The 12,728-nt window shown below is 66.4% G+C and carries 9 protein-coding genes; 1 reads left to right on the top strand and 8 read right to left on the bottom strand.

What is annotated here, in order from left to right; translation table 11 throughout:
• The 5 genes from AB0876_RS16335 to AB0876_RS16355 form a co-directional block, all read right to left on the bottom strand.
• Positions 1–1,410, bottom strand: a complete 1,410-nt coding sequence (locus tag AB0876_RS16335) for a metal-dependent hydrolase family protein (RefSeq protein ID WP_491838246.1) — start codon at positions 1,408–1,410, stop codon at positions 1–3.
• Between the two features lie 20 nt (positions 1,411–1,430).
• Positions 1,431–1,940 (bottom strand): DUF6912 family protein, encoded by a 510-nt coding sequence (locus AB0876_RS16340; protein ID WP_491838245.1) that lies wholly within the window; start codon positions 1,938–1,940, stop codon positions 1,431–1,433.
• A 9-nt stretch (positions 1,941–1,949) separates the two neighbouring features.
• Entirely contained in the window at positions 1,950–3,677 is a 1,728-nt protein-coding gene (locus tag AB0876_RS16345) for a BCCT family transporter (RefSeq protein WP_491838244.1), read from the bottom strand.
• A gap of 121 nt (positions 3,678–3,798) precedes the next feature.
• Positions 3,799–5,208: a WS/DGAT/MGAT family O-acyltransferase gene (locus AB0876_RS16350; RefSeq protein ID WP_064929018.1), complete on the bottom strand. Its 1,410-nt coding sequence runs from the start codon at positions 5,206–5,208 to the stop codon at positions 3,799–3,801.
• A gap of 115 nt (positions 5,209–5,323) precedes the next feature.
• Positions 5,324–7,177, bottom strand: coding sequence for an ABC transporter ATP-binding protein/permease (locus AB0876_RS16355; protein ID WP_491838243.1), 1,854 nt, complete (start codon positions 7,175–7,177; stop codon positions 5,324–5,326).
• 156 nt (positions 7,178–7,333) lie between these two features.
• On the opposite strand from AB0876_RS16355, the gene AB0876_RS16360 reads away from it, so the two are divergent.
• Positions 7,334–7,831, top strand: a complete 498-nt coding sequence (locus AB0876_RS16360) for an Rv3235 family protein (RefSeq protein ID WP_491838242.1) — start codon at positions 7,334–7,336, stop codon at positions 7,829–7,831.
• Here AB0876_RS16360 and secA read toward each other — a convergent pair.
• The 3 genes from secA to AB0876_RS16375 form a co-directional block, all read right to left on the bottom strand.
• Positions 7,828–10,686: a preprotein translocase subunit SecA gene (secA, locus tag AB0876_RS16365; RefSeq protein ID WP_491838241.1), complete on the bottom strand. Its 2,859-nt coding sequence runs from the start codon at positions 10,684–10,686 to the stop codon at positions 7,828–7,830. The two genes, AB0876_RS16360 and secA, sit on opposite strands and share 4 nt — an antisense overlap.
• 161 nt (positions 10,687–10,847) lie before the next feature.
• Positions 10,848–11,498 carry a ribosome hibernation-promoting factor, HPF/YfiA family gene (gene hpf, locus AB0876_RS16370; protein WP_526042759.1) on the bottom strand — a complete coding sequence of 217 codons (651 nt, stop codon included), beginning with the start codon at positions 11,496–11,498 and terminating at the stop codon, positions 10,848–10,850.
• 330 nt (positions 11,499–11,828) lie between these two features.
• Positions 11,829–12,458 (bottom strand): ComF family protein, encoded by a 630-nt coding sequence (locus tag AB0876_RS16375; RefSeq protein ID WP_491839299.1) that lies wholly within the window; start codon positions 12,456–12,458, stop codon positions 11,829–11,831.
• Positions 12,459–12,728 lie beyond the last annotated feature (270 nt).

A 12,728-nucleotide genomic window follows, 5' to 3' on the forward strand; every position in this document is an offset into this window, starting at 1 on the left:
TCAGGACGCCAAGGTGTTCTTGTACGTTTTCCCATCCTTCATGATCACTTTGAAATTACGTTCCGGGTCGGCGACCAGGTCCAATTGAGCCAGCGGGTCACCGTCGACCAGCAAGAGATCCGCCAGCGCCCCCTCCTGCACCACGCCCAGCTTTCCGGCGTACGGACTGCGCTTGCCTGACATCGCCAGCAGTTCGGCGTTGGTCCCGGTGGCCATCGTCAACGTCTCGGCGGGTGAGAACCACTTGCCCAGCCCGGCCAACAGCGCGCCCTGTTTCGGCGCCAGCTGCGGCGAGAACAGGATGTCGGTGCCGAAGGCCGTCTTGAGCTTGTACTTGCGGGCCAACTGATAGACGTTGCCGACGCCGTCGACGATCTCCTTGGCCTTGGCGGCCTCGTCGGAGCCCGGCGGAAACGCACCGATCATCTCGGCCGGGATGGGCTGCGTGCTCAGCCAGATGTTCTTGTCCGCCATCTCTTTGGCCGTCGCCTCATCCATCAGGTGGGCGTGCTCGATGCAGGTGACGCCGGCGCGGATCGCCTGCTGGATGGTTTGCGGGGTGTAGGCGTGTACGGCCACATAGGTGCCCCAGTTGCCGGCCGCTTCGGTGGCCGCCCGCAGTTCGGGTTCGGTGAAGGTGGTGACGTCGAGCGGACTGTGCGGGGAGGACACCCCGCCCCCGGCGGTCAGCTTGATCTGCGAGGCACCCTGGAACAGCTGCTCGCGCGCACGCATCCGCACCTCGTCGGGACTGTCGGCCACCATGGCGGCGCCGAGTTCCTCCTGACGCGACTGCGGGCCACCGGGATTGCGCGGCAGATCCGCGGGGGTACGGAAGTCACCATGGCCGCTGGTGACGGTGATGATCGCACCCGACGGGAAGATGCGCGGTCCGTCGATGACGCCTTCGTCGATGGCCTTCTTGAGCCCGAAGCTCGGGCCACCGAGATCGCGCACCGTGGTGAATCCACGCATCAAGGTGTCGCCGGCCTCGGCGCCGGCCAACAGGTTGAGGTACCCCGGATCCAACGTCGTCAGCTGTGTCACCGGCGGCCGCACGAGCATTGTGTGCCAATGGTTGTCGATCAGCCCGGGCATCAACGTGCGTCCACCGCCGTCGATCACCGTGGCGGCCGGATCAGCCGGGAGCTCCGCGGTGGAGATCCGTTCGATCCGGTTCCCTTTCACCCGCACATTCGACGGCGCCGACAGCCGATCACTATGGCCGTCAAAGATTTTCACGTTGCGGAAGTCCGTGGTGGCCACCCCCGGTGCCGCAGGCGGCGGCGCAGACTCCGCGGGACGACCCGGTTCCGAGGGTCCGGCCGCTGAGGTGTCACCCCCGCCGGTCGAACATGCCGCACTCGCCAAGACCACGGCCAGCACCGCCAACAGCCCGAATCCGCGCATCAAAATCCCCGTCTCGTCGATCAGAGCAGTTCAAGCAGGAACGGCAATTCCTGCGGGGCGTACCACGCCAGGTCGTGATCCTGGGCGTCTCCCACCGTGAGTTCGGCGTCCTCGTCGCCCATGTCCGCCTCGTCGATGACGTCCACTGCGGCCAGCACCGCCGACTCCGCATCGGCATTGTCGACGTACACCGCGACCACGGCATCGATCGGCAACGGCCCGGACAGCCGCACCACGGCGTCGTCGAGATCAGGGCGAATCGTCACCTCCACGTCCGGCCCCGGGTCGGCCACCACGACCGCGCGCCGTGGCGGCAGGCCCGAATCGGACGGGCCGCCGGCCAGCAACCGCAGGGAGGCCAGCGCGGCTTCCCGCAAGGCCACCTCGGCGAGTTCGTCGTCGTCGCCCTCGGCATATGCCTCCCGCAACGTCGGGGTGACCGCGAACGCGGTCCCGTTCACGACGAGCAGGTGACGGTCGGCGACGAGCTGCTGCAGGGCGACCAGGGTCGTCGGGATGTAGACGCGCACACCGCGAGGTTAATCGTCCGCGGCGTCTCTGCGGTCGTCGGCTTGCGGGTCCTTCTCCACCGAAATCACGAAATCGTCGCCGTGCTGGGTGACACCGGCGACCACCGCATCGTTGACCGCCTCCAGCGCGTACTCGCGGCGCACCACCAGCGGATCCTGGCGCAGGTCCCGGACCAGCGACACCGCGAGCCCGATCATCACGAGCACAAAGGGCACCGCGACGATGATGGTGATCGACTGCAGGCCGTTCAGCGCGTCGGCTCCACCGACCAGCAGCATGACCGCGGCCACCGCCCCGGTGGCAACACCCCAGAAGATCACCGTGGGCCGGGTCGGCTTGATGGTGCCGCGCTCGGACAGCGAACCCATCACGATCGAGGCCGCATCGGCACCGGACACGAAGAAGATGGCGACGAGCACCATCACCACCACGCTGGTGACGGTCGCGATCGGATACTCGCCGAGCAAGCTGAACAGCTGTTGCTCCTGGCTGCCCATGCCGGCCAGGTCCACCCCGTTCTGCTGCTCGAAGATGGCCGCGCCGCCGAACACACAGAACCAGACCACCGACACCACGCTGGGCACCAGCAGCACGCCCGTGACGAACTGCCGGATGGTGCGGCCGCGGGAGATCCGGGCGATGAACATCCCGACGAAGGGGGTCCAGGAGATCCACCAGGCCCAGTAGAAGATGGTCCAGCTCTGCAGCCAGGTGCTGACCGCTTCGCCTTCGGCACCGGTCCGGGCGGCCATCTGGGCGAGATCTCCGAAGTAACTGCCGATGGACGTCGGAATCATGTTCAGCATGAACATGGTCGGGCCGACCAGGAAGATGAACAGCGCCATGGCCAGCGCCAGCACCATGTTGATGTTGGACAACCACTGGATCCCGCGCGCGACCCCGGACACCGCCGACAGGACGAAGGCGATGGTGAGGATCGTGATGATGCCGATCAGGACCGCATTGCCGGTTTCACCGATTCCGGCGACGATGTGCAGCCCGCTGCGGATCTGCAGCGCGCCGAGGCCGAGCGAGGCGGCGGACCCGAACAGCGTGGCGAAGATCGCCAGCATGTCGATCACCTTGCCCCACGGCCCGTTGGCGTGTCTGCCCAGCAACGGCTCGAACGCTGCCGACACCAGCTGCAACCGGCCCTTGCGGTAGACGCCGTAAGCGATGGTCAGGCCGACGACGGCGTAGATCGCCCACGGGTGCAACGTCCAGTGGAACATCGTGGTCGCCATCGCGGTCTCGGCCGCCCTGGGATTGCCGGGTCCCCCGGTTCCCGGTGGCGGCGAGGCGAAATGCGACAGCGGCTCGGACACCCCGAAGAACATCAGGCCGATACCCATGCCGGCGCTGAACATCATCGCCACCCAGGACACGGTGCGGAACTCCGGCTCGTCGTCGTCACGGCCTAGCGGGATGTTGCCGTAGCGGCTCATCGCCAGCCAGATCACGAAGATCACGAACCCGGACGCCGTCAGGACGAACAACCAACCAACATCGGCCATCACCCAGCCGAGGGCGTTCTTCGAGGCGCTGGCAAGCGAATCCGTGCTGACGAATCCCCAGACCAGGAATGCGAGCGCGATGACGGCGGTGACCCCGAAAACCACCCAGTCGACGCCGGCGCGGCGGGTGTAGGCCTTCTGCTCTACCGGGACGTCGAGCACCGGGTGGTGGGGCACCACCTCGGCAACCGACTTGAGCGCATCCTCGGTCTTCTTGACCATGGATCTCTTGGCCTCGTGCGTGTTCTCGTCGGATCTACTTTTTCGTATCTCAGCTGGCATGATCAATTCATCAGACCGCGAATTGCAGCTCAGGTCAAACAGCCCACGCGTCGTGCCGGGTTTATCTCGCCGCCTCGAGCAACTCTTCGAGGGATTCGCGGAACAGGCTCGGCAACACGTCGACGTCGCTCATCGCGTCCCGGTCGGCGTTGATCCCGAAGTACAACATGCCGTTGTACGACGTGACCCCGATGGCCAGCACCTGGTTCTGCAGCAACGGCGGCACCGCGTACGTCTCCAGCAACTTGGTGCCCGCGACATACATCTGCTTCTGGGCCCCGGGCACGTTGGTGATCAGCAGGTTGAACAGCCGCGCCGAGAAACCTGTCGCCACCCGAATACCCATGGCGTGCAAGGTCGGCGGCGCGAACCCGGACAGTGTCACGATGGTGCGCGCATCGACCAGGCTGGCTGCGGTGGAATGAGATTCGGTGGCGTGGGCGATCTGCGACAGCCGCACCACCGCATTGCCCTCGCCGACCGGGAGGTCGACCAGGAACGGCGACACCTCGCTGATGGCCTGGCCCGGTCCCGTGGAGTCCAGTTCGGCATCCGGGTACACCGACATCGGCGCCATCGCCCGGACGGTGGTGGTCGGGGTGACCGGTTCCCCCCGGGACAGCAGCCAGTTGCGCAGCGCGCCGGCCACCACAGCGAGGACGACGTCGTTGATGTCGCAGTTGTAGCGGGCCCGCACCAGTCGGTAGTCCTCCAGCCGATGCTCGTCCACCGAGAACCTGCGGTTGCGCGAGACCGTGGTGTTGAGCGGACTGCTCGGGGCCGTGCCGCGGGCGACCGTGCGGGCCACATCGGCAACGCGACGGCCCACCGCCGCCAGTTCGCTGGCACTGGTGGCCACCTCGGTCACCGTGTCACGCAAGGCCGCGAGCTGGGTGGTCGGGCGGGTGATCCACTCCCCGATCGCACCGAGCATCAACTGACGGTCGCTGGGTTCGCGGGCCGGGATCCAGATGTCCTCGCCGAACTCCGGCGGCTTCTGCGCGCGATCGACGATCACGTGCCCGATCTCGAGCGCGGTCATCCCGTTGACCAGGGCCTGGTGCGTCTTGGTGTAGATGGCGATGCGGTTCTTGGTCAACCCTTCGACCAGGTACATCTCCCACAGCGGACGGGTCCGGTCCAGCGGCCGCGAGCCGAGCCGGGCGATCAGGTCGTGCAGCTGCGCGTCGCTTCCCGGAGACGGCAGCGCCGAGCGCCGAATGTGATAGGTGATGTCGAAATCCCGGTCGTCCACCCACACCGGCCGGGCCAGGCCCAGCGTCACCTCACGCACCTTCTGCCGGTAGCGAGGGATCTGCGGCAGCCGGTGCTCGACGGTCTCCAGCAGGGTCTCGTAACTCAAGCCGGCCCGCGGCTTGCGCAGGATCGACAAGGACCCCACATACATCGGCGTAGCCGTGTTCTCCAGATGGAAGAACGCTGCGTCGGACGCCGACAGCCTGTTCACCATGCGGCGCCAACCTCCCCTTCTCGCTCCCTTGAACCCGTCACGTTAACCGGCGAATCTGCTGCTCCGCATCACGGGTGCTACCGCGCGTCAATTTCACGCCGGAGCTACTGAGAGTTCATCCCGGGATCACCGAGAGCTCCCAGCGCCCACTGCCCTCCAACTGCAACCGTGACCGGTGATGCCGGTCGATGGTGGACCGGTGCCCCACACTGACCACCACACAGTCGGGTAACCGTTCCCGCACCAGCCCATACATGGCGTCCTCCAGTCCCTCGTCCAAAGCGGAGGTCGACTCGTCGAGGAACACCACCCGCGGACGGACCAGCAGCACCCGCGCAAAGGACACCCGCTGCTGCTCGCCCAGGGACAGCACCGACGCCCAGTCGGCCTCCTCGTCCAGGCGCTCGGTCAGATGCCCGAGGGCCACCGCGCGCAAGGTGTCCCGCAGTTCGCTGTCGCCCACATCGGCAATCGGCAACGGGTACACCACCGAGGCCCGCAGGTCGCCCAGCGGCAGGTACGGCAGTTGGGGCAGGAACAGCGTCGACCACCCGTACGGATACTCCGCCAGTCCCCGGGCCCTCGGCCACAACTCGGCCAGGCTGCGCAGCAGGGTCGTCTTACCGCACCCGGACGGCCCCTTGACCACCACGCTGTCACCCGGGTTCAGCACCATCGACAGATCCGCGATCAGCGGACGCCCCTGCAGGTCGTCGACCTGTACCTCCGTGAGCGCCAGCGAATCACGGGTGGCCGCGACCGAGATCCGGGGCAGCTCCCGGGCCCGGTGATCACTCTCGAGCATCTGATCGATGCGCATCAGGGCAGCCCGGTAGACGGTGAACTCGTCATAGCTGTCCCGGAAGAACGACATTGCGCCACAGACATTTCCGAACGCCGCAACCGTCTGCAGCAGACCGCCGAGCGTGATCTGACCGGCAAAGAACCGCGGCGCCTGCACGATGTAGGGGATCATGCCCGTCGTCACGTCTCCGACCCCGCGGTTCCAGCCGTTGAGGCGCAACTGCGCGAACACGATTCGCCACATGTTGGCGATGATCTCGGCGAACCGGGAGTGCAGCAGTTTCCGTTCACGCTCCCCACCTCGGTAGAACGCAACGCGCTCGGCACTGTCGCGCAACCGCACCAGCGCATAGCGGAAACTGGCGCTGAACCGTTCGTTGAGGAAGTTCAGCCGGACCAGGGGGCGGCCGATCCAGAACGCGATGACCGTCACCGTGATCGAGAAGATGAACGCCACGAAGACCATCGCCCGCGGAATCACCCAGCCGCCCAACTGCAATGGCCCTGATAGTTGCCACAACACCCCGGTGAACATGACGATCAACAAAGACTTGCTCACCGCGCCGATGCTCAGGTCGACCGATTTGGTGGTGAAGGTCTCGACGTCGGTCTGGATGCGCTGATCAGGGTTCTCCACCGGCGCATCAAGAAAGCGGTTGCGGTAGAACGCATCGCCGGCCATCCAGTCGTCGACCAGCCGGGCGTTGAGCCAGACCCGCCAATGGATCGAGAAGACGCGGCGCAGGAACAGGTCGACAACGGTGTAGATGACGGTGAGCGCCACCAGAATCCCGCTGATCGCAAACGACGTCATGAACGCCTGGCGCGCGGCGTCGAGTTTCGCGTCGTCGTGGGTGGCGAGTGCCTCCGAACCGGCCTGCACCGCATTCATCAGGTCCGCGTACTGGTAGGTGAAAATGACCACCACCCGCGCCGCATACACGGTGTGCCACAGGATGAACGCCAGCAGCGCCCAGGTGCGCCAACTACCCGCGCCGGTGAAGAACGGTGCGTTGACGCGCCAGAACTGTTGTCCCCACCGGGTGAACCTGGCGATGAGCACTGCCACGACGAGGAACACCACGAACGTGATCACCCACGCCTGCAGCGTCCACACCAGCGAGCGCAGCGGCTCGGCCGGCCAATCGATGCTGGGCTGAACCATTCTGTTCTCCCTGGTTCGACGACTCTCGTCACGCTAACCGGAGAAACCGAGCGCCGGATTATCCGTGCTTTCGGCACGCCGAACCCATGCGATCATGGGTAGGTCTGCACCTCTCCAGCAGATGTCGTCCGTGATGCCGACCGCTGGAGGTTGCCTGTGACCACCCCGAAACGCGCTGTGCAGCCGCTGACCGCACCCGTCATCGACTGCGAGCCGCCGGCGCTGCCACTGGGCGGCCCACCGCCTGACGTACCTGCCGCCGCCGCTTGCCCGGCCCCGACCGTGCTGCACGGGCACAGCCCGCGCCGGTTGCGGCTGGTCAGCCCCGAACCCGAACGCCAATTGCACCCCGGCGCGGCGCAATTCGCCGACATGGCCCTGCGCCGGGTCCTTGAGGTCGTCGACCGGCGCAGGCCGCCGTCTCAGCTGAAATCACTGATGAGCCAGCTGTTGCTGGACGCGGTCGTCGCCTCCGCCACATCCCGGCACGTCACCACCGCCAGCCTGCGTCGGGTGGGGTTACGCCCGGCAGCCTCACCCGAGGCCGCCGAGCTGTTCGCCACCTATACCCGCGGGGCGCGCGTACGCGCCATCGCCGGGCGTATCGAATTGCGCAGTGGCCGTTGGCAACTCACTGCGCTGCAGTTGGGTTAACCCTTGCGGTGCGACTTCGACGGCCGGCCGGTCTTGGCCTGCTTGCGGGCTGCTTCGCGCCGCTCGCGCCGTGTGCCACCACCGGAGGACGCGGCATGCTTCCCGCCACCGCCGGACCGCTGCACCTCCGCGGTTCCGTCCTCGGACGGTCCGGTGTAGGTCAGCGGCGGAGCGTCGTTCTCGATGCCCTTGGCGCGCAATGCAGGTGCCGGGCGCTCCTTGGTCGCCACCGCACCCGACTCCGCGTCTGCGGCGGTGGCCTCACCGGCCTTCGCTGCGGCGGCCGCGGCGAACTCGGCCAGCCCGCTGGGGGCGGCCACCGGTGCCACCTGGGTGCTCGGCTGCGAAGGCACAGCCTCGACCTGGACGTTGAACAGGAATCCGACCGACTCCTCCTTGAGCGCGTCGAGCATGCCGACGAACATGTCGTAGCCCTCGCGCTGGTACTCGACCAGCGGATCGCGCTGCGCCATCGCGCGCAGGCCGATGCCCTCCTTGAGGTAGTCCATCTCGTAGAGGTGCTCGCGCCACTTGCGGTCGATCACGTTGAGCAGGACGTTGCGCTCCAGCTGGCGCATGGCCCCCTCGCCCGCCAGTTCCTCGAGCTGCTTCTCGCGCTCGGCGTAGGCACGGTCGGCGTCGGCGACCAGTGCTTCGAGCAACTCGTCACGGGTCAGCTCACCGGGCTCGCCCACCGCATCGGAATCGACCAGGTCGTGGTGGTCGATGCCCACCGGGTACAGCGTCTTGAGCGCCTCCCACAGCTTGGCCAGATCCCAGTCCTCGGCATAACCCTCGGCGGTGGCACCGTCGACGTAGGCGGTGATCACGTCGACGAGCATGTCGTGGGCCTGTTCCTGGAGGTTCTCGCCCTCCAGGAGCATCCGCCGCTCCTTGTAGATGACCTTGCGCTGCTGGTTCATCACCTCGTCGTACTTGAGGACGTTCTTGCGGACCTCGAAGTTCTGCTGCTCGACCTGGGTCTGCGCGCTCTTGATCGCGCGGGTCACCATCTTGGCCTCGATCGGCACATCGTCGGGCAGGTTCAGCCTCGTCAGCAGCGACTCCAGGGTCGCGCCGTTGAACCGTCGCATCAACTCGTCACCCAGCGACAGGTAGAACCGGGACTCGCCTGGGTCGCCCTGGCGGCCCGAGCGGCCGCGCAGCTGGTTGTCGATACGCCGGGACTCATGACGCTCGGTGCCCAGCACATACAGCCCACCGGCCTCGGTGACCTTCTCGGCCTCCTTGTTGGCCTCTTCCTTGATGGCCGTGAGGGTGTCGTCCCAGGCGGCCTCGTACTCCTCCGGAGTCTCCACCGGATCCAGGCCCTTTTCGCGCAGCCGCTTGTCGGCCAGGAAGTCGGCGTTGCCGCCGAGCACGATGTCCGTACCACGACCGGCCATGTTGGTGGCGACCGTGATGGCGCCGAGCCGGCCGGCCTCGGCGATGATGTTCGCCTCCTGCTCGTGGTACTTCGCGTTCAGGACGTTGTGCGGAATCTTGCGCTTGGTGAACTGCCGCGACAGGTACTCGGAGCGCTCGACGCTGGTGGTACCGATCAGCACCGGCTGACCCTTTTCATAGCGCTCGGACACGTCGTCGACGACCGCGATGTACTTGGCTTCCTCGGTCTTGTAGATCAGGTCGCCCTGATCGGCACGGACCATCGGCTTGTTGGTGGGGATCGGCACCACACCCAGCTTGTAGATCTCGTGCAGCTCGGCGGCCTCGGTCTCGGCCGTACCGGTCATGCCGGACAGCTTGTCGTAGAGCCGGAAGTAGTTCTGCAGCGTGATGGTGGCCAGTGTCTGGTTCTCGGCCTTGATCTCGACGTGCTCTTTGGCCTCGATCGCCTGGTGCATGCCCTCGTTGTAGCGGCGTCCCAGCAGAACACGGCCGGTGAACTCGTCGACGATGAGCACCTCGCCGTCGCGGACGATGTAGTCCTTGTCGCGCTGGAACAGCTCCTTGGCCTTGATGGCGTTGTTCAGGTAGCTGACCAGCGGCGAGTTGGCCGCCTCGTAGAGGTTCTCGATGCCCAACTGGTCCTCGACGAACTCCACGCCCAGCTCGTGCACGCCGATGGTGCGCTTGCGGATGTCGACCTCGTAGTGGGTGTCCTTCTCCATCAACGGGGCCAGCCGGGCGAACTCGCTGTACCAGTTGGAGGCGCCGTCGGCGGGGCCCGAGATGATCAGCGGGGTACGGGCCTCGTCGATGAGGATCGAGTCGACCTCGTCCACGATCGCGAAGTTGTGGCCACGCTGGACCATGTCCTCGGTGGAGTGCGCCATGTTGTCGCGCAGGTAGTCGAACCCGAACTCGTTGTTGGTGCCGTAGGTGATGTCGGCGTGGTACGCCGTCCTGCGCTCCTCCGGGGTCAGGCCCGAGAGGATGACGCCGACCTCCAGGCCCAGGAACCGGTGCACGCGGCCCATCCACTCGCTGTCGCGTTTGGCCAGGTAGTCGTTGACCGTAACCACGTGCACGCCCTCGCCGGACAGCGCGTTGAGGTAGGCCGGCAGCACCGCGGTCAGGGTCTTGCCCTCACCGGTCTTCATCTCGGCGACGTTGCCGAAGTGCAGCGCCGCGCCGCCCATGATCTGGACCTCGAAGTGCTTTTGGGACAGCACGCGCCACGCCGCCTCACGGGCCACCGCGAACGCCTCGGGCAGCAGGTCGTCGAGGTCCTCGCCATCGGCGATGCGCTTCTTGAACTCGTCGGTCTTGCCGCGCAGCTCGGCGTCCGAGAGCTTCTCCATGTCGTCGGACAAGGTGTCGACATAGTCGGCCACCTTCTTGAGGCGCTTGACCATGCGGCCTTCACCGAGACGGAGCAACTTCGACAGCACGCTATTTCCCCTGTGGGTTCGATGGATCCCGTGGGCGGGATCGCACGGGCTTAGTTGACGTCCATCGTAGGTGACCGGTCGAAGTCGCTGGTTCTGCTGGCGCGAAGAGACAAAATCGCACCCCGGAATGCTCCGAGGTGCGATTCTGCGCCTTCTGGCGGTCAGGCCAGACGGATCAGCCCGTAGTCGTAGGCGTGGCGGCGATACACCACCGACGGGCGGTCGCTCTCCTTGTCTTGGAACAGGAAGAAATCGTGGCCGACCAGCTCCATCTCATAGAGGGCGTCGTCGACGGTCATCGGCTTCGCCGGGTGTTCTTTGGTCCGTACGATCCGGCCCGGCTCATGGTCGTCGAGACCATCCGACAATCCGGCATCGGCCGTCGCGGTCGGCTGCTGCTCGAACAGCGTCTCGTGCGCGGTTGCTTCGGCCAGCGAGACCGGGGTCTTGTCGCCGTAGTGGATCTTGCGGCGGTCCTTGCTCTTGCGGAGCCTGCTTTCGAGTTTGCCGGCCGCTGATTCCAGGGCCGCATAGAAGCTGTCTGCGCAGGCCTCGCCGCGCACCACCGGGCCACGGCCGCGGGCCGTGATCTCGACGTGCTGGCAGTTTTTGCGCTGACGGCGGTTACGTTCGTGGTCGAGTTCGACGTCGAACAGGTAGATGGTGCGGTCGAACCGCTCCAGGCGCGACAACTTCTCCGAGACGTAGATACGGAAGTGATCGGGAACTTCGACGTTTCGACCTTTGACCACGACCTCTGCGTTCGGCTCCGGGGTGGTGTCGCCGACCTGCTCGTCGGGGTCGACCACCATGGTGGCGCTTGTGTCCGGGGAATGGGTTGACATACTCGGCAACTCGTTTCTCTCAGTTGTCACACGCGTTCACGCGTGCCCTACTTCTCAACGAATCGAGATGGTGCCGATGGGCCGAATAGTTTGCTCCACCCATCGGCGAAAGGTGTCGGGTACTCACCTCCTACCGTTTGGCAGTGAAGTGGCGCCGCGTTCCGGGGGCGCCGCCGTGAGTCGTTCACGGGTGGTTGCTGCCGACGGTAGTCCGTGTTCACCCACTCGTGCCACCAATTTCAAATACGTGTTCTCAGTTCTTCATGTGGGTTTGATCTCGGCGAAATGACGCGCGCGTCAGGCGTGTGAAATCGCCAGTACAACAGCCACGTCGGCCCCCGAAGTGGTAAGCATCCGCACCGATTCGGCCGCCGTGGCTCCGGTGGTGACGATGTCGTCGACCAGCACCACTTCACCCGCGACCGGTCTGATCAGACGCACGCGGCCGGCGATGTTGCGCTGGCGCGCGGCGCCCGACAGGCCCACCGAATCCCGCACCCACGGCCGCAGGCGCAGCGCGGGCACCACACCGACACCCGGTAGACCGGCGACCGCCGCCGTGGCGATCCGGCGGACCGGGTCACCACCGCGCCGACGCGCCGCGACGAGACGGGTGGGGGCCGGGACCAGTGTCACCGGCGTGCCGATGACGCCCCAGGTCAGCAGATGCTGCAGGCCGGCATTCAGCGCGCCGGCCAGCGGGACGATCAGGTCGCTGCGGCCGTGTTCCTTGGCCGCCACGATGGCGCGCCGGCGGATACCGGCGTGGCGGCCCAGGGCAAACACCGGAACTCCCGGATCGGTTCGCGGAGTGACCAGGTGCGGCTCGTCCTCGCCGACGCTCAGCTGCGCGGCACACGTCGCACACCACCTGGTCGACGGTGCCCCACAGCCACCGCACTCCAGCGGCAGGATGAGGTCGAGCATGCCGGCAGTCTGCGCGTCGGGGCCGACATCTTCGCCGGGCTCGGCCGGCGATTGAGCGCGGTGCTTGCCCGCCGCGCTTCGTCGCATGCCCGTCGCTTCGCCGTCGATTTCCACCGCAGGGTCGCGACGCGCGCCGCGGCACAGCCCACAGGTCGAAAATGGCGACAACTGCGCAGCCGTTCTTCGCCCCATCGCCGCCGATTTCCACCGCAGGCTCGCGACGAGCGCCGCGGCACAACCCTCACGTAGAAACCGGCACGGTGCGCGATG

Source organism: Mycobacterium sp. NPDC049093, assembly GCF_040704635.1.
In the GTDB taxonomy this organism is placed as follows: Bacteria; Actinomycetota; Actinomycetes; order Mycobacteriales; family Mycobacteriaceae; genus Mycobacterium.

Bases quoted from the DNA above. Each gene is read 5' to 3' on its own strand.
- AB0876_RS16350 (WP_064929018.1), bottom strand. From the start codon at position 5,208: ATGGTGAACAGGCTGTCGGCGTCCGACGCAGCGTTCTTCCATCTGGAG.
- hpf (WP_526042759.1), bottom strand. From the start codon at position 11,498: ATGGTGGTCGACCCCGACGAGCAGGTCGGCGACACCACCCCGGAGCCG.
- AB0876_RS16335 (WP_491838246.1), bottom strand. From the start codon at position 1,410: ATGCGCGGATTCGGGCTGTTGGCGGTGCTGGCCGTGGTCTTGGCGAGT.
- AB0876_RS16345 (WP_491838244.1), bottom strand. From the start codon at position 3,677: ATGGTCAAGAAGACCGAGGATGCGCTCAAGTCGGTTGCCGAGGTGGTG.
- AB0876_RS16375 (WP_491839299.1), bottom strand. From the start codon at position 12,458: ATGCTCGACCTCATCCTGCCGCTGGAGTGCGGTGGCTGTGGGGCACCG.
- AB0876_RS16355 (WP_491838243.1), bottom strand. From the start codon at position 7,177: ATGGTTCAGCCCAGCATCGATTGGCCGGCCGAGCCGCTGCGCTCGCTG.